Origin of the sequence: Rickettsia endosymbiont of Villa modesta (genome assembly GCF_964026485.1) — a bacterium.
Lineage (GTDB): Bacteria > Pseudomonadota > Alphaproteobacteria > Rickettsiales > Rickettsiaceae > Rickettsia > Rickettsia asembonensis.
The window spans coordinates 1113218-1131321 of record NZ_OZ032157.1 but is presented as its reverse complement, the minus strand read 5'-3'; the positions used below and the strand labels follow the sequence as shown (position 1 = coordinate 1131321).

Below are 18104 nucleotides of genomic sequence, written 5' to 3'. Positions count from 1 at the left end.
ATAATACGGTAATCAATTTTAAGCAAGTAAAGGTTATAATTAATATGTTAAGAATAGTGAAAAAATTAGGGATAATTTTGTTTGTATCCAGCATAAGTATTAATAGTTTTGCTAAAAGCATGTATGATGATGTAGATTCTGCTCCTGACTATGATAGTACACCGTATTATGAAAACGAAGGAAGTTTAGTTTTCAAGATGCGTCTAGGAGGTGTTTTTTCAAGTGCTAAGCAAAAAGGATTACCTACTCCTACTTCTCCTCAACCTGTTCCAGTAGGAGAAGTTGCAAAAAACGGTTATGGAGGTGATGCATCCACTACTATATTCTTTAACAATTATTTAGCTACTGAATTAGCGCTTGGTTTTAATGTTTTACGCACTAAATATACATCCCTTGCAGCCGTTGCTCATAATTATGGCGTTGATAATGTCAAACTAGGAAAAAACAAACCTATTTATATGATTCCTGCAACGGTTACCGGACAATTTCATATAGCTCCTTACGGTGGAATAAGACCGTATATAGGCATAGGTTATCACGGTTCTTATATGCTTACGCAAGCTACCGGTCTTAAAATTAGAAACGGACACGGTGCCGTAGGACAAATAGGTGTAGATTTTTATGCTGAAGATGATACTTTAATCAATATTGACGTAAGACAATTTTTCTTAAATCCTAAACTTGAGTATAAACCGAATTTAGTAGGTAATAAAACCGTGATCTCTAAAGTTAAACTTAATCCTTTAATAGTTTCTGTAGGTATAGGATTTACTTTTTAGAGAATATACGACTCCCTTTATGTCATTCCCGCGAAAGCGGGAATCCAGTAAAACATATAAAAACTCGTTTTTATATGTTTATTTTGTCGGATATGCAGTTTTTATGCCAATATTTAGGTTTATTTTTTCTTAGATTCCCGCTTTCGCGGGAATGACATCGGTAGCCTAGTAATAATCGCTTTTAGCTAAAATGACATTAAAAAAGTAATTCCCCTATGTCCCTACAAATTATCCAGTTATTATACTTAGTTGCGGCTGTTTGTTTTATTCTGTCGCTAAAGTTTTTATCCTCACAGAAACAAGCACGTTTAGGTAGTACCATAGGTATCTTGGGAATGGCGATAGCAGTCGGCGTTACTTTTTTCCTCCCGGATTTTGCTCATAAATTACCCATTATAGCAACCATATTATTAGGCGGTATAATCGGAGGGATTATTGCACTTAAAATCTCCATGACGGCAATGCCTCAATTAGTTGCCGGATTTCACTCTTTTGTTGGTCTTGCTGCGGTATTTGTAGCTTACGCTACGATACTTGCTCCTGAAAATTTTTCTATAGGAATAGCAGGAAGTTTACCGATTAATTTATTAATAGAAATATCGCTTGGAGTTTCTATAGGAGCGTTAACTTTTAGCGGTTCGGTTATAGCTTTTCTAAAACTACAAGGCTTAATGAAAAGTAGCCCACTAAAATTCTACGGTCAGCAATATATATGCTTATTAACGGCAATAATATTGGTTATTCTAGTAATATCTTTTATTCGTTCAGAAAATATATTTTTATTTACTCTAATAGTCTTTTTATCGCTGTTCATCGGAGTATTACTAATAATACCGGTGGGCGGTGCAGATATGCCTGTTATAGTATCAATGCTAAATTCTTATTCAGGTTTTGCAGCAGCCGGTATCGGCTTTACGCTTAGCAATAGCCTACTTATTATTACCGGAGCATTAGTCGGTAGTAGCGGAGCTATACTTAGCTATATAATGTGTAGGGCTATGAATCGTTCATTAATCAAGGTTATTTTTGGGGCGTTTTTGCCTGCACCTACCGGGATTAACAAGGATATAGACGACGATAAAATAGCAAAAACAAGCTGCCCTGAAGATGCGGCACATTTACTACTTAATGCATCATCGGTGATAATTGTTCCAGGTTACGGTATGGCAGTAGCCCAGTCTCAGCATATCATAAAAGAGATGGTTGATATATTAGAACGTTCAGATATTAATGTACGTTTTGCCGTACATCCGGTAGCAGGTAGAATGCCGGGGCATATGAATGTTTTACTTGCAGAAGCTAATATAGATTATGAGAAAGTACTTGAGCTTGAAGAAATTAATAGAGATTTCGCTACCACTGACGTAGTGCTTGTGATTGGGGCAAATGACGTAACTAACCCTGCTGCCAAAAATGATCCGAACAGTCTAATTTATGGTATGCCGGTACTCGATGTTGAGAAAGCTCGTACTATTTTGTTTATTAAACGTTCTATGGCTTCAGGATATGCAGGTATAGAAAATGAGCTATTTTATCACGATAATACTTTTATGTTATTCGGCGATGCTAAGAAAGTAGTTGAGGATATAGTTAAGTTTCTAAATGAAGATTAGACCTCTTGCATAACTTGCTTCTAAAGGTAATTTATACGTCAATCCGGTACTCGCATCCTCACGTACTAAAGTGTACGCTGCGGTAGCAAGCACTTCCGTGTCTCTTTCAAATTCTTCTTTATTAGCTTCGCTATGCAAGAGGTCTATTGACTTAAATAACTCTATTTGTTATAACTTCTTAAATTAAGCCAAAAGACAATTATCATGAATTCGCAAAAAACATTACCGCTTCTGCCAAAAGCCACGGCTATGTGGTTAATTGAAAATACTTCTTTAACTTTTAAACAAATTGCCGATTTTTGTGGTATTCATGAATTTGAAATAAAAGGTATGGCTGACGGTGAAGTAGCACAATCTATAAAAGGTTTAAATCCAGTTGCAAACGGTCAGTTAACTTTAGAGGAAATTGAACGTTGCAGTAAAGATCCTAATGCTAATTTACAAATTTCATATAGCCCTGCTGATGAATTGATGAAAAATCAGAAAAAACAGCGTGCTAAATACACTCCTATAGCAAGGCGTCAAGATAAACCGGATGCTATATATTGGTTATTGTCTAATTATCCGAACATCCAAGACCATCAAATAATTAAATTAATAGGCACTACTAAGACTACTATAGATGCTATTAGAACTCGTAGCCATTGGAATATGAATTCTATTCGTCCTCGTGATCCCGTATTACTAGGAATCTGTAGTCAAATAGACCTGAATACAATAGTAGAAAGCCTAAAGCCTCCACAAAATCCTACAAAAGAATCATAAAATTATACTAACTTCTATTAGTTCACTTCTAGCTCTTGTTGTATGACTCAAAAAACGCATTTATGTCAGTCCCGCATGGCATTGTTGCGTAGACCGGTAAAATCCACTGTGTCACCCTGTGTCTTGACCACGGGGTCCAGTTAAAAATATTAGTATTTTTTATTGTTTTTATGGACCCCGTGGTCAAGACACAGGGTGACACAGTGGATTTTTTTATGGATTAGAAAAGTGATTATTGCCTAATAAATCGTTTATCACTAGGTAAAGTATAACTTTTATCGGTAGAACGATAGGGACAAATATCAATCCCTCCACGCCTAGTATATACTATATAAATAGAAAGAAAATCAGGATTTATAGCGTTTTTAATATCTGTAAAAATACGCTCAGCACACTGCTCTGCAAACTCATTACAATTTCTAAAAGATATCAAATATTTCAGAAAAGAATCATGTTTTAACTTTTTTCCTTTATATTTTATAACGATTGTACCCCAATCCGGTTGACCGGTTACTAAGCAATTTGATTTGAGTAAATTAGAATTAATCTCTTCTTCTACCAAAACATCTTCATACTCAATTAAACCATTATCGGGTGGACCGTAATTATTGCATACTATATCTAAATCATCGATATTTTTACCGCTCGGAATACCAAATTCTATTTTTGTATTTATAGGAAATATACGTCCTGTTACTTTAGCGTGTGTAACATTACTTAGATCCTGCAAGATAATTCTTTCTAGTTCTTCTACTGATTCAACAACAAAGTTATTAAAAGAATTTAGATATAGTTTAAATGATTTTGATTCTACTATATTTTCAGAATCCGTCGGTATATAAAAAGTGCCTACTCCAACCCATGGTTTACCGTTCTTATTAAGACAAGATAGTTCATATGTATTCCAAATATCTACACCGTAAAACGGAAGATTATTACTATTTATTCCAAGTTCGTTTCGATTATTTATACGTGAAATTTTAAATAATAAAGTCGCATCATAACTATCTTTATAAGTACTTTTTTTACCAAGTAAAGAAGTAGATAAAGGCATTAATTATGCTCCTTGTGCTAAAATTTCTTTTTGTTGTAATTCATCATATTCTTTTAGCATGTAACCGCGTCCCCATACAGTGTCGATATAATCTCTACCGCCAGCAGCATCACTTAACTTTTTACGAAGTTTACAAATAAATACATCAATAATTTTCATTTCTGGTTCGTCAACACTACTATATAAGTGATTTAAGAACATTTCTTTAGTTAAAATAGTTCCTCTTCGGAGTATTAATAGCTCTAAAATAGCATATTCTTTGTTCGTCAAATGTACTTTTTTACTGTCAACTTCTATAGTTCTAGTATCTAGGTTTACGCTCACCTTATCAAACCTAAATACTGATGCTGCATGACCTTTAGAACCTCTAACTATAGCTTTAATTCTAGCAATTAATTCCTCTCTTACAAACGGCTTGGTTAAATAATCATCGGCTCCAGAAGAGAAACCGGTAATCTTTTGATCCGTATCCGTTAAGCTAGATAAAATTAAGATTGGGGTTTTTATTTTTGCAGCACGCAATCTTAATAATATCTCAAAACCATTAATATCCGGTAACATAAGGTCTAAAATCACTAGATCATAACCACCGACTTTACCAAGCCTTAAACCTTCCACACCAACTGAAGCTTTATCGCAAACTATACCTTCTGAAGCTAAAATTAGCTCAATTAAGTTAGCCATTTCCGGCTCGTCTTCAATTAACAAAACTCTCATTATTTTTCTCCATAAAATTCAATTTTTATATTGTGCTATAATTTAATTACAGTTAATTATTGTTAACTAAATTATAATTTTTTATCTGGTGCTTTATACATTCATTAATTACATAAGTAAAGAATATTTAATCAAATTGATAAAATTTTTACTATTAAGCTCTATCTGTGATTTAAAAACCATGGCGTTTAAAACGAAATTTATTAAATAATTAATTTTCTTAGAATGATTTTCTTAGTTTTGATGCTCTGACATTTTCTTATGATATAAGGCACCAAAATCTATAGGATCAATCATTAAAGGCTGGAATCCTGCATCTTGAGTACAGCTAGCTATAATTTTTCTAGCAAATGGAAATATCATTGCCGGACAATGAACAGATAATAAAATCGGATGTTGTTCAGAATCAATATTAATTAAATTAAATACTCCGGCATATTTTAATTCTATCTGAAATAATTTATATTTTTCATTTCTTGCAGTTGCTTCGATATTTAACTCTACTTCATAGAAATTTTCTTCCGATAAATTAGTAATATTTATATCTAGAGATAAATCAATTTGAGGGCGTTGATCTAAAGCCGCAAGAGAAGACGGGGCAGAAGGGTTCTCAAGAGATAAATCTTTTATATATTGTGCATTCACGGAAATATGCGGCATTGCCTCATTAGTATCGGTGTTTATTGTACTCATAAAAATCCTTATTAAAAATTAAATATAATTTTTTAGAACCTGTTCACGATCTTATTTTAATTAGCTTTAAAATTAAGATCGTGAACAGGTTCTTACATAAAAAAGTTATGTTAACGGTAAAGTTACGCCTACTTGTTTCATGTATTTTCCTTGGCGATCGGCATATGAAGTATCACAAATTTGATCACTTTTTAAAAATAAAAACTGACAAGCTCCTTCATTTGCATATATTTTAGCAGGCAATGGAGTAGTATTAGAAAACTCTAAAGTTACATGTCCTTCCCACTCCGGTTCTAACGGAGTCACATTTACTATTATACCGCATCTTGCATAAGTGGACTTGCCGACACAAATAACTAATACATCACGCGGTATTTTAAAATATTCTATAGTTCTGCCAAGGGCAAAACTATTAGGTGGAATAATACACACATCTACTTCTCTATCAACTAAATTATATTCACTGAAATTTTTTGGATCAACCGTAGTAGAATTTATATTGGTGAATATTTTAAATTCATTAGATACTCTAGCATCATAGCCGTAAGAAGATAAGCCGTAAGAAATAATCTTTTCTTTATTATGAACTCTTACCTGCTTTTCCGCAAAGGGTCTTATCATACTTTGATTTATAACAGCTTCTTTTATCCACTTATCTGACATTATAGCCATAATCAAAACTTAATTTAATTAATAAACTAACAATTATAACTCATAATTATTTACAATACAAAATTTTTCTTTAAAACTATAAGTCTGAGGCTGCTTGAATAATGATAGTGATAATAATACTACATTGTATACTTTAAATTAAATTATTACGAATTAAAATAGTTTTTTATTGTCAATTCTGAAAAGTATTATTATATTTATATTCTAGCGTAGTTGATTTATATTTATTAATACTAAAAATTTATTTTGTATAGTAAATTTTATTGTTTAAGTTTAGAGGGACCTTATTAAAGTGAAAAAATTATTATTAGCTGCAAGTATTATTTGCCTTGCATCGGCTGGTCTTGCCGAAGAAAATCCAACACCTGTTATTTCTAATTCTGATACTGAAATAAAATTAGAAGGATTTTATTTATTTGAAAGCGGTTATATTAAACAGGATCATTTAATTTTATTTGATAAAAATGTAACTGATAACAGGAAAAAGCTAGGGTTTTACACGGAAGCAGCGTTTGCGGCAACTATTTCTAAAACTATCAATGATGTAATAGCAGGTGCTAAAATAGTGCTTCAGCCTACTACAAGAGCAAAAACCTCTGCAAGTTATAACGGATCACATATCTTTATTGAAACTAGTTACGGTAAAGTAGAATTAGGCTCTCCTGTCGATGCAAGTGCTAAATTGCGTGTTACCGGTTCTCAAGTAACCGCAGGTACCGGAGGATGGTATAGATATGCTCTACTTGACGGTCAATATATGAGGTATAACGGTTTAAAACCGGATTTCGATACTGGTGCTAGCTTTTATCTTGAATCATACTCGAACTCTTTTGATCAAATCAATGAAAAAACTGAAAAAGCTAGAAGACTCAACTTTTTCACACCTAAAATGAAAGGCTTCCAGGCCGGTATCTCTTATACTCCCGATACTGCTAATACGGGCGGTAACAAAGATATAAATAATTTAACGCTAACGCTTGAAAGCTCAGGAAGAAACGGAGTTAGTGTTTCTAGAACCGGAATAAAGACGGTTTCCTTAGGAAACGGCGAAACTATGACTATAAATCAGAATATTAGAGATGCTTTTTCTGCCGGCTTAACTTATGAACATGAAATTAGCGAAGATGCAGACTTAAAATTATCCGTTACCGGAGAGTATGGTAAACCTGCTCGTCGTCTTGTTCATGCTAAAATGGAAGGAACTAAGGTAATAGAAGTATTGAATACCTGTAAGCTTTCTAATTTAAAAGCATATAATCTTGGAGCCGTATTTACTTATGGTAATTTCTCTTGTGGAGCTTCTTACGGTAATTTAGGTAAAAGCTTAACCGCTAAGGAATATTGTAAAGTCGGTCGTGATACCTATTATTACAATGGAGCAGTTGCTTATGGACAAGGACCTATAAAAACAAGTCTTGAATATCTTAAAACTTCAAGATATAAAAACACCGTCGATGCTGTAAGCTTAGCTACTGAATATAAGATCATGCCTGGTTTATTACCATATGCTGAAATTTCTCATTTCCAAGCTAAAGGTAAACCTGTATATTACCCTGAAGCACCTAGTAAAACAACACGAGGTACTGTTGGTCTTATAGGTACAAAACTTAAGTTTTAATTACCCACAAATTAAGTTCCACCACTATTATAATCAAGGCTTAGAGCAATTTTATGCCTTGATTATTTCATTTTCTTAATTGAATTATCAATAAATTTTATAGTTCCATTTTCCATTGTTGTAATAATCTTGTCTTCTCTTCTGCTAATCTTTAAACCCATTCTATTAGCTTACAGCTCTCTAATTCTTGTCAAATTATGTGTTGTATCATTTACTTAAAAATGCTGCAGCCAAGATAAATTTAAAGTTGGTCTACACAGCATAAATTACATAAGTATCGGCGAATCCTAAAAAATTCGTACTATACTGCCTTTTGATTAAATAAAATTATATATTTTACTTTTTTTATTTTTAGATATTGACTTTCTTTAACTACCATATATTGTGATGCAACCATAATATACTTCTTCAACATGAAGAGTTGTTAAAATGATTAGGCACAATGGTTTGAAAATTGTCATTTACCAATGAAGAAATTTTATTTTTATATTTTTCAATATTTTCAAAAAATATTCGTATAGAATCAGTAAATGTCTCAAAATTCGCATAAAATTTATTGTTACTTACAACAGAATGCATAAATTTCCACAGTCGTTCAATTGGATTCAAATTAGGACTATATGCTGGCAAAAATAGTAACTCTATTTTACTGTATTGTAGATATTCTTTTGCCTTTTTTGACCTATGATATCCAGCATTATCGCATATCAAATAAATCTTACTTTTATCTTGATTATTTGCTTCTAATTCCTTTAAAAATTCAATAATATAATCACCATTAACCTTAGGATTGTCAGTTGTTACTACCTCTAAATCCTTAAGATTAATAGCACCAATAATATGTTTACGCTTCCAACCACTGAAACTTGGTAATGTTTTAACTACATTCTTTCTAATCCAACCAAATTTTGCTCGAGTTTGGTATTGAGGATGAACACTATCCATAAAATAAATAGACTCATCTTTAGCTAAATTATTTTTTAGCAAACTATATTGCAGCTTAAATTCCTCTTGCTTAGCTAAATCTATTTTTCCAGGAATTAACTTAAGTTTCTGATAACTAAAACCAAGTCTGTGTAACAGCTTGATTACCCCAGCTAATGTATAGATTACTCCATATTGACGTTCTATGAACAAACCTATATCTCTAGCATACATATAATTATTATTTTCTAGATGAACTATTAACTCTGCTTCCTCCTGTCTAGTAAGTTTACTATCACTACCGCCATTTCCAGGCTTAAGCTTCTGAGCATTATGATAATCTATTAAATGTTTTCTTATCCCTTCATCACTCAGTAATAACACTTTCGATATCTCATCAATACTATAGCTATCATCATACATGAGAACAGCTTTGATTCTATCACAAATCCTCTTATCCCTTTCGCTTCTATGGTAAAGCTTTAATTCTTCTTTTTCTACTGATGTTAATTTTCTATAAATCCATTCTTACTTAATAACACTTGCTGACTTCTTTGACAATTTTTCATTTACTAGAGGTATATGTTAAACCATATTTACCAAGTTCTTCAATACAATATCCAGCTACAAAAAAACTCTTTCTTATTTTGAAGGATTAACACAATTATCGGAACTTCAAACTATTATATCAAACAAACAAGATAATAACCTTATAGAGGCAATATTTCAAATTTTAGAGTCTATTGAGAAGTTCACGGATAATAAGCAGGTTATTCAAGCCTACCGATATGTATTAAACCTACAAATTAAAGAATTATCATTATTTGAAGAAATGTTACCTGCAAATGGTCTAGGTCCAATGATTGCTATAATTCCTTAATTAAAATATGTGATATGCTATTTAACTTAGGACGTGAAGATTCAGCTATCATATTTGATAGAAAGAATAATAAATTAGATTCTATATTAGAATGTTATACCAGTCTTATAGATAAGGCTGAAAAGCCTATAAAAAAATATGATTTATACCTCTAGTAAATGAAAAATTGTCAAAGAAGTCAGCAAGTGTTATTAAGTAAGAATGGATTTATAGAAAATTAACATCAGTAGAAAAAGAAGAATTAAAGCTTTACCATAGAAGCGAAAGGGATAAGAGGATTTGTGATAGAATCAAAGCTGTTTTCATGTATGATGATAGCTATAGTATTGATGAGATATCGAAAGTGTTATTACTGAGTGATGAAGGGATAAGAAAACATTTAATAGATTATCATAATGCTCAGAAGCTTAAGCCTGGAAATGGCGGTAGTGATAGTAACCTTACTAGACAGGAGGAAGCAGAGTTAATAGTTCATCTAGAAAATAATAATTATGTGTATGCTAGAGATATAGGTTTGTTCATAGAACGTCAATATGGAGTAATCTATACATTAGCTGGGGTAATCAAGCTATTACACAGACTTGGTTTTAGTTATCAGAAACCTAAGTTAATTCCTGGAAAAATAGATTTAGCTAAGCAAGAGGAATTTAAGCTGCAATATAGTTTGCTAAAAAATAATTTAGCTAAAGATGAGTCTATTTATTTTATGGATAGTGTTCATCCTCAATACCAAACTCGAGCAAGATTTGGTTGGATTAGAAAGAATGTAGTTAAAACATTACCAAGTTTCAGTGGTTGGAAGCGTAAACATATTATTGGTGCTATTAATCTTAAGGATTTAGAGGTAGTAACAACTGACAATCCTAAGGTTAATGGTGATTATATTATTGAATTTTTAAAGGAATTAGAAGCAAATAATCAAGATAAAAGTAAGATTTATTTGATATGCGATAATGCTGGATATCATAGGTCAAAAAAGGTAAAAGAATATCTACAATACAGTAAAATAGAGTTACTATTTTTGCCAGCATATAGTCCTAATTTGAATCCAATTGAACGACTGTGGAAATTTATGCATTCTGTTGTAAGTAACAATAAATTTTATGCGAATTTTGAGACATTTACTGATTCTATACGAATATTTTTTGAAAATATTGAAAAATATAAAAATAAAATTTCTTCATTGGTAAATGACAATTTTCAAACCATTGTGCCTAATCATTTTAACAACTCTTCATGTTGAAGAAGTATATTATTCTCGTGCGGAACGGCAACAACAACCGCCGCCGAGCTTGCCATGCTTGCAAGTAGCCCGATACTACTGGTTGCTAGTAAAAGTTTATTAAAAAAAGTTTTTTTTCATATTAGTCATAATTTCCCCTATAACTTATTGTTTTTAATGATTTTACCACTTAACTTATCGGTCATTATACACTATTTATTTATGACACACAATAATTAATTAATAAATTTACTATTGGTTAATATTTATTAATTAATTATGATTGAGTGATTTATAAAATTTAAAGAAATAGACCGATTTAATGAAAGGGTAGGGGTTTATGGTGTTTGTTTGGCGGATAATTCATTGTGAGAAAATTGCGGCTTTATTGTTTGGCTCTTTTATGTCATTGCGAGGAGCGAAGCGACGTGGCAATCCAGAAAAAGATTAAAAAAATTCTGTAAATAAGAATTTTTTACTGGATTGCTTCGTCGAATTACTACGTAATTCTTCTCGCAATGACGGAAAACCGGTCCACGCAATAACGCCACGCGGGAATGACATAATAGCTATGAAGTAACATCCTATTCATCATCTATATTAGAAAGCTCATCTTGTAATTCTTGAGAAAATATATCCTCATCATCGTTAGAATCATTTGATTTCTTAAGGGAGTTTTTGAAATTATTTAAGTCTTTATTTTCAAATATTTCAATAGATTTTAAGGTCTCGTTTGGAATTATAACTATAATATTTTTACTTAATTCATCTAAATAATCAGTGGTGACGGAAACTTTTAGCACTCCTCCATATTTGCTCTGTTTGCTACTTACTACAAAATCTTTTAAAGATTTACTTTTAAAATAGTTTTCAGAAGTAAAGACCATTGTTATAAAAAATAGTACTAACGAGATAGTAGTACCTACGGCAAATCCTGCTAATAGCCCTAAGAATCTGTCAATAAAACCGTTTCTCATAAACGAAATTATAGCAAGAAATTTATAAACTATAAAAACACATAAAATTAAAGAGATAACATAGGATATAACACCGGCTATAATTATTCTTATAACCTCATTCTCCATATATTTCCCGATTAGTTCAGAAATATACGGATATAAGAAATATCCTAACATTATAGAAGTAATAAAACCGAGTATTCTAGTTGAAAACCCGATTATACCTTGATATAAGCCGAAAAATGAGAAAAGAGTAATAATAGCAAAAATAGTAATATCAAAAAATGTAATCATTATTGTTAACTTCTATTGAATAATTGGATTTAAATCTTATATACTTTAAGAGGTGATCTATAAAGATATTTTAAAGCTAGCTAAATTCTTTCTTGCTGCAAATTGTAAGATTTTTTTGAAATAGGAACTACTATTACTACAAAAATCTTATTCATTTTCGCTAAAAAAGCTCTTTAATTATCAATTAAAATATCTTTATAGATCGCCTCTAATATTATAATTAAAGTTTTATTTATGGGCGATAAAATTTTTCATAACTTATCCGGTAAAACACTCGTTGCTACACCGCATGTAATTACAAAAGGTATTTACCATAAATCCTTAATTTATATGTTATCACACACGGAAGAAGGAGCAATAGGGTTAATATTTAACCGCTTAGTAAATCATATAGATTTAAACTCATTTTTTAAAATAAAAAATGACGAAATAACAACCCCAGTTATGGTTCCTATATATCTTGGCGGACCCGTAGAACATGAAAAAGGTTTTTTTCTTCATTCTAGCGATTATAATAAAAATTTGTTATTGGACTTCCAGAATGATTTAGCAGTAAGCTCTAATTTAGAAATTTCAGAAGATATAGCTTTCGGTAAAGGGCCTAAAAATAGCTTATTCATTGTCGGTTATACCGCATGGAAACCAGGGCAGCTTGAAGAAGAATTAGAAAAAAACCTATGGTTGGTTATGGATTGTAATAAAGAATTTATTTTTGCCGATAATCCTGAAAGTAAATGGCATAATGCATTAAAACATTTAGGCATTGATGAAATACATTTCTCATCACAAATAGGAAATGCTTAGAGATTACCTGTTAACCATTTTTCGGTAAGCCTAAGCAATAATGCTTTAAAAATTTTCCCTGGCTGCTAATTAAATACACAAAATTAGAATGTTGTAATTCATATTCGTTTGTTTTTACATCAAATATTTTGGATGTATAGAAGACCTTAAATTGATCTGCTAATTGTTCAATATCTTGGACTCTTCCTGTTAAACCTATAAAATTACCATCTATTTTTTCTAAATATTTTTTTAATACCTCACTTGTATCATGCTCAGGATCTAGAGTAATAAAAACTACTTGTACTACAATATTCTCTTTCTTCAAAATCTTAATAATATCTTCTACTCTTTTTAGCGCTTGGTTGTCATATAAGGAATAGGTAGTACCAAAATAAATCAAACTTAAATGACCTTGCAAATGGGTACTATCAAATTTCTTTCCTTCTTGATCTATAAGAGTGAACTTAATTTTAGGTGAATCGTCCATATTACTAGTTTTTGCACCAATCTTAAGCTTAGACGGAGTTAATGAAGAATAACATAAACATATTATGCCCGTAATCATAGCCAGGGCTATAAAAATTTTTATAATATACATTTGGTTTTTATTATTTCTCATAACCTAAGTAATTATTAATATTTATTTATAATAAAACTTATTCTTATCATATATGCAATAAAAATCATCTTTTACTGTATTAAATATCGTAATATCTAAATTGTGATATTTTTATCATATACATATTTTTAGTTAAAATTAATTAATTAATTAATCAACTAAGTTGAAATTTGAGTTAATCTTACAGTTAAAATTATTAAATAAAAAAACAACTGATAAGGATAATTAATATGTTAGATTGGTCAAAAATGACTAAAACACACCAACAGCAAGAAATAGAAAAATCTGTTCTTGAAATATTAGAACCTGTTAAGCTGATAAATGAATATGAGCAGAAATATGCACCTATTATTAATCAAAGTAATAAAGCTATAGTCACCTTAGGACCAAACAAAGAAGATTTAAATATTCTAACTAAATTTTTTAAAGATAAACAATTAGAAGTTAAGAGTGATCAATTTGGAAATTTTGAATTTATTGGAACAAGCAAACATGACGATAAAATAGACATCTTTAATGTTCTTGCAAATAAAAATCAACCGAATTTAATGATTTATAACAGTAATTATTTAAATAACAACCATTCATTTGCCCAGTCAATTCTTAATACATTTTTTTTACAAAAGATTTTAGATACTAAACCAACCAAATTTATTTTAGTAATAAAAGATATTGCCATACAAAACGCTCAATCGCCTGATACTCAAAATAAGATAAAAGAGCTTACTAGTGTATTATGGGAATTTACTAATTTATTTGAATTCATGGACACAGATAATAATATATCCGTAATTTTTACCGACACAATAAATGCGAAAACTCAGATTCAAATATCTAATATTTTTAATGAAGCTCTTAAAGAAAAAAGCTTTAGTGAAAAACAAAAATCTATTATTGCTAAATTAACATCCAATTCATACTTTTTCCCTAAGCCTAGTAATAAGCCAAAATACGGAAAAATATTAAAGATAATATATGATAAAGATTATATCACACCTAATAAAAGTAATAAAATAACCATCAATGATTATAATTCACAAGAAATTTTAAGTGCAATAAAGATGATTAATCTAGAAATAACATCTAATATAGATGCACTTAAAACAGAAATAGATAAAGGAAGTGTTGAGAGATAAGAAATTAAGTAGAGAATTATAGGAAGGATATTTTTTTGGAAGAAATAGTGTTTAAAATTAAGATAATTTTTGTTCAGTATATTCTTTAACTTGAAAAGTTGGAAAATGAATATTTAGATGAGCGAATAATCAATGTTCTTATGGATAATTAATATCTAATACTACCAATTCTTCAGGTAAAAGAAGTATACTCCTCTCTTGATACTCAGCTTAAATTTAATAAAATAGCCGCAAAATATAAAGATTTTACTCAACAATTTAATAATACGGGAAAAGATGAGAACCCATATCTACTTAGCCTTAAGGATATACCTAACGATTATAACGAAGATTCTAGCAATATGTTAGGTGCTTGTTATAATTCCTCAGAGTATCCTCAATGAGAAAAATTTAATATCTCTTAATACAATTTTTATAGACAAGTAGAAATGTGGTGCTAGTATAAAAATAGCTATATTTAACGATGAATTAGATTATGACAAATAATCAATTTTCCGAAGATACCAAAAAAATCGCCGATCAAATAAAAGATGCATTAATGGGTATTAGTGACGATCTTGTACTTGAGAGTAAAGAGGTGGAGGAAATTTTTGAAGAATTAAGCCAAAATGAAGAGTTTGAGTATGAGATAGAGCGGATACTTGCTATCTTAAACGAACAAACTATGGATTTAACTCAACTGCAAAGCCGAATTATCTTATTAATCCGTAAGTATTTAGGTAAAACTAAAAACTTAAAGCTTAAAATGCTTAAAATGGATGAGAAGCTCATTAACAAGAATGTTGCCGAAGTCAGTAATTATTTAATGCATCAGCATTCTAAAATAGTGAGGGATGCTAATAAAAACCTTGCAAACCCAAAAGATAAATTGCAAGGTATAACGCGGCAAGCTAGAATGGACTTAAAGCGTTTAATAAAGAGCTTTGCCGTTTATCAAGTTTATATGTTTATGAATCCAAAAAGAATAGCAGGAGAAACAAAGCTAATGAACTTCGCCTATAATATGATCAGAGGGGGAATGAAACTCGCTAAAAAATATGAAGGCGGCAAGGAAAAAGACATTAAATCATATTCACCTAGACTTATTAAAAAACTTGAAAAAGCTCATGCCGGCTTTAAAAAAAGTGGCGGTATATCAATTTAACTATTGTATCTTTTTATAAAGAGCTTATATTAAACTATAGTAAACGCAGTTGAATTATGTGCTATTTATAGGAAATGTTTTATTTTTTAAGAATATAGCGAATGCCAGCGAATAGCTAACCCATTTACGGCATGGGATATGTTTTTAAAAAATTAAAATATAATGTATAAATCGTATATAATTCAACTGTGTTTACTATATAATTAATATTATGATAGGTATCAAGCTTTCAACTTAAATTATTCATGTAAACTTAATATTTCGGAACTAATAACTTGGGTACATCTTGGCTGCAGTACTCAAGAAAAACACCGCGCTCAACCTGTAAAAATTAACATACAACTCTTTCTATCAACTCCCCCGCCTGCTACTGTAACGGATAATATAAACGATACTGTTTGTTATGCAGAAATCGTACGACTAGTACAAAAACTTTCTCAAGAAAATCACTTTAATCTTATCGAGTATTTAGCTGCACAAATATATGATATTATTTATCAAAATTTTATCGAATCTAAATTAGAAAAGATTTTTCTAAACGTAACCGTTACTAAATTAAAATCACCGGTTTCAGGAGTGCATGGCGGAGTTTCTTTTTCTTATTCCGGAAAGGATATATACTACAAGTCAATGAAGAGTTGGGTAGACGAAGCTCAATTTGAAAAAGAGCAAGGAGATTGTAAGCCGAGGAACGGAGCGTATAATAATACGTGAGTACCGAAGGACTTACAAAGCGACGAAGTCAATTTTTCAAATTCAGCGAGTATACTATGATTTATATTTCTATAGGCAGTAATTTAGGTAATAGACTTTTAAATATTAAAAAAGCTCTAAATTTACTAAAAAGCTGTGATTTTAGATTTCTTAAGCAATCTATTATTTTTGAAACACAAGTTATTCTACCACCTAATGCCGATCAAGCTTGGAATAAGTCATATTTAAATATGGTGGTGCGGGGTAAAAGTACTTTAACACCTAGTAAACTTCTAATTGAGCTTAAAAAGATTGAAAAACAACTAGGTCGAGCAGACTCTTACGATAAATGGTCTCCAAGAGTTATTGACTTAGATATCCTACTTTGGAGTAATTGCCATATAGATTTGCCTGATTTAAAAATACCGCATCCTGAATTATTAAACAGACCGTTTCTTATTCATCTAATTGCAGGTTTAAGCTTGGAATGTCGTTATTCATGTCCGACTAATAATTTTTACAACAATAAGACCTTTGCAGAAATAGCACATTTAATTGAAAATCAAGGAGTTATACGCTCTCTTGTTTTAAATCCTCAATTTATCGGTATTTTAAATATTACTCCTGATTCTTTTTCTGATGGAGGATTAAATTTTCATAAAGAAGATGCCGTTAGAAATTTTGTACGCTTGATAAATGAAGGGGCTACAATAATTGAGCTTGGATCACAATCAACACGTCCTTCTGCTTTAATTATTAATGAAGATGAAGAATATGAAAGGCTTGAGAATGTTCTTGAAGAGCTTAGGGAAGTTATAAAGGAAAAAGAAGTTATAGTCAGTATTGATAGTTTTACTCCTGAAGTAATTAAAAATGTTTTAAAAAAATACCCTATTTCCTGTATAAACTTGGTTAAAAATAATCTAGATAATTATACATTACGATTAATTGCCGATTATAATTGTAAAATTATTACTATGCACTCATTAACCGTTCCACCGCAAAAACAAAAATGTCTTGATTTCGATAACTCTCCACTTGCTAGCTTAAATATAGGGGCAGAGCAAGAAATAACAAGATTAGAAAAATGTGGATTTGATAGAAAAAATATCATTCTTGATCCTGGAATTGGTTTTGGAAAATCCGTTTATCAAAATTTATATATATTACAACATATTAAAAAATTTAAAAATCTAGGATGTGAGATATTGGTAGGACACTCACGAAAATCTTATATTTCTGCTTTTTATAATTCCAAAGCATCGGAAAGAGATTTAGAAACAATAGCAATATCAAAATATTTAACAGAGCATGGAGCTGATTATTTACGAGTGCATAATGTTATAGATCATCAAAGATTTTTTGTAACAGACCATATGACTAGGCACTGTTAACAAAGTTATTTTAATTGATAATTAAAGGGATTTTTTAGCAAAAATTAATAAGATTTTTGCTGGAATAGCTAGTCCTATTTCAAAAAAATCTTATAATTTGCAGTAAAAAAGAATTTAATTAGCTTTGTTAACAGTGCCTAAA

At 30.6% G+C, this 18104-nt stretch carries 19 protein-coding genes; 10 read left to right on the top strand and 9 right to left on the bottom strand.

The annotated features are described in order from the left end of the window. The first annotated feature begins 44 nt into the window (after positions 1-44). Together AC5584_RS06510 and AC5584_RS06505 are read left to right on the top strand one after the other, a co-directional pair. Positions 45-779, top strand: coding sequence for an OmpW family outer membrane protein (locus AC5584_RS06510; protein WP_499216237.1), 735 nt, complete (start codon positions 45-47; stop codon positions 777-779). Positions 780-994: 215 nt separating this feature from the next. Continuing rightward, positions 995-2392 carry an NAD(P)(+) transhydrogenase (Re/Si-specific) subunit beta gene (locus AC5584_RS06505; protein WP_499216236.1) on the top strand — a complete coding sequence of 466 codons (1398 nt, stop codon included), beginning with the start codon at positions 995-997 and terminating at the stop codon, positions 2390-2392. Here the strand turns inward: AC5584_RS06505 and AC5584_RS06500 are convergent. Next, the gene (locus AC5584_RS06500; protein WP_499163023.1) at positions 2378-2557 is read right to left on the bottom strand and encodes a palindromic element RPE1 domain-containing protein; all 180 of its coding nucleotides are present in this window, start codon (positions 2555-2557) and stop codon (positions 2378-2380) included. The two genes, AC5584_RS06505 and AC5584_RS06500, sit on opposite strands and share 15 nt — an antisense overlap. A 39-nt stretch (positions 2558-2596) precedes the next feature. Between AC5584_RS06500 and AC5584_RS06495 the strand changes: the two genes are divergently transcribed. Further along, on the top strand, positions 2597-3157 hold the full coding sequence (locus AC5584_RS06495) for a cell cycle transcriptional regulator TrcR (protein ID WP_499216235.1): 561 nt from the start codon (positions 2597-2599) through the stop codon (positions 3155-3157). A 28-nt stretch (positions 3158-3185) separates the two neighbouring features. Here the strand turns inward: AC5584_RS06495 and AC5584_RS06490 are convergent, their stop codons facing one another. The 5 genes from AC5584_RS06490 to dcd all read right to left on the bottom strand — a co-directional run bounded on the left by AC5584_RS06490 (position 3186) and on the right by dcd (position 6293). Beyond that, positions 3186-3359: a hypothetical protein gene (locus AC5584_RS06490; protein WP_499216234.1), complete on the bottom strand. Its 174-nt coding sequence runs from the start codon at positions 3357-3359 to the stop codon at positions 3186-3188. 30 nt (positions 3360-3389) lie between these two features. Beyond that, complete coding sequence (gene queF, locus AC5584_RS06485) at positions 3390-4211, bottom strand: NADPH-dependent 7-cyano-7-deazaguanine reductase QueF (protein ID WP_499216233.1); 822 nt, start codon at positions 4209-4211, stop codon at positions 3390-3392. Positions 4212-4214: 3 nt separating this feature from the next. Then, positions 4215-4928: a response regulator transcription factor CtrA gene (ctrA, locus tag AC5584_RS06480; RefSeq protein ID WP_499216232.1), complete on the bottom strand. Its 714-nt coding sequence runs from the start codon at positions 4926-4928 to the stop codon at positions 4215-4217. Positions 4929-5162: 234 nt separating this feature from the next. Then, positions 5163-5621 (bottom strand): protein-export chaperone SecB, encoded by a 459-nt coding sequence (gene secB / locus AC5584_RS06475; RefSeq protein ID WP_041078145.1) that lies wholly within the window; start codon positions 5619-5621, stop codon positions 5163-5165. A gap of 105 nt (positions 5622-5726) precedes the next feature. Further along, positions 5727-6293: a dCTP deaminase gene (gene dcd, locus AC5584_RS06470; RefSeq protein ID WP_010420471.1), complete on the bottom strand. Its 567-nt coding sequence runs from the start codon at positions 6291-6293 to the stop codon at positions 5727-5729. 292 nt (positions 6294-6585) lie between these two features. Between dcd and AC5584_RS06465 the strand changes: the two genes are divergently transcribed. Then, entirely contained in the window at positions 6586-7911 is a 1326-nt protein-coding gene (locus AC5584_RS06465) for a porin (RefSeq protein WP_499216231.1), read from the top strand. 408 nt (positions 7912-8319) lie between these two features. On the opposite strand, the gene AC5584_RS06460 is transcribed toward AC5584_RS06465, so the two are convergent. Further along, positions 8320-9273: an IS630 family transposase gene (locus AC5584_RS06460; RefSeq protein WP_499217023.1), complete on the bottom strand. Its 954-nt coding sequence runs from the start codon at positions 9271-9273 to the stop codon at positions 8320-8322. A 647-nt stretch (positions 9274-9920) separates the two neighbouring features. On the opposite strand from AC5584_RS06460, the gene AC5584_RS06455 reads away from it, so the two are divergent. Next, entirely contained in the window at positions 9921-10958 is a 1038-nt protein-coding gene (locus AC5584_RS06455) for an IS630 family transposase (protein WP_499217022.1), read from the top strand. 563 nt (positions 10959-11521) lie between these two features. Here AC5584_RS06455 and AC5584_RS06450 read toward each other — a convergent pair. Next, positions 11522-12190 (bottom strand): CvpA family protein, encoded by a 669-nt coding sequence (locus AC5584_RS06450; RefSeq protein ID WP_410526761.1) that lies wholly within the window; start codon positions 12188-12190, stop codon positions 11522-11524. Between the two features lie 234 nt (positions 12191-12424). Between AC5584_RS06450 and AC5584_RS06445 the strand changes: the two genes are divergently transcribed. Then, the gene (locus tag AC5584_RS06445; protein ID WP_499216230.1) at positions 12425-12994 is read left to right on the top strand and encodes a YqgE/AlgH family protein; all 570 of its coding nucleotides are present in this window, start codon (positions 12425-12427) and stop codon (positions 12992-12994) included. Between the two features lie 10 nt (positions 12995-13004). On the opposite strand, the gene AC5584_RS06440 is transcribed toward AC5584_RS06445, so the two are convergent. Further along, complete coding sequence (locus tag AC5584_RS06440) at positions 13005-13595, bottom strand: SCO family protein (protein WP_499216229.1); 591 nt, start codon at positions 13593-13595, stop codon at positions 13005-13007. A gap of 230 nt (positions 13596-13825) precedes the next feature. Here AC5584_RS06440 and AC5584_RS06435 point away from each other — a divergent pair, with 230 nt between their 5' ends. The 4 genes from AC5584_RS06435 to folP all read left to right on the top strand — a co-directional run bounded on the left by AC5584_RS06435 (position 13826) and on the right by folP (position 17962). Further along, positions 13826-14731 carry a hypothetical protein gene (locus tag AC5584_RS06435; RefSeq protein ID WP_499216228.1) on the top strand — a complete coding sequence of 302 codons (906 nt, stop codon included), beginning with the start codon at positions 13826-13828 and terminating at the stop codon, positions 14729-14731. A gap of 475 nt (positions 14732-15206) precedes the next feature. Then, entirely contained in the window at positions 15207-15875 is a 669-nt protein-coding gene (locus AC5584_RS06430; RefSeq protein ID WP_499162317.1) for a DUF5394 family protein, read from the top strand. Positions 15876-16133: 258 nt separating this feature from the next. Beyond that, a complete protein-coding gene (locus tag AC5584_RS06425) occupies positions 16134-16589 on the top strand; it encodes a dihydroneopterin aldolase (protein ID WP_499217021.1) in 456 nt (151 codons plus the stop codon). Positions 16590-16645: 56 nt separating this feature from the next. Then, positions 16646-17962 (top strand): dihydropteroate synthase, encoded by a 1317-nt coding sequence (gene folP, locus AC5584_RS06420; protein ID WP_499216227.1) that lies wholly within the window; start codon positions 16646-16648, stop codon positions 17960-17962. Positions 17963-18104: the final 142 nt, after the last annotated feature.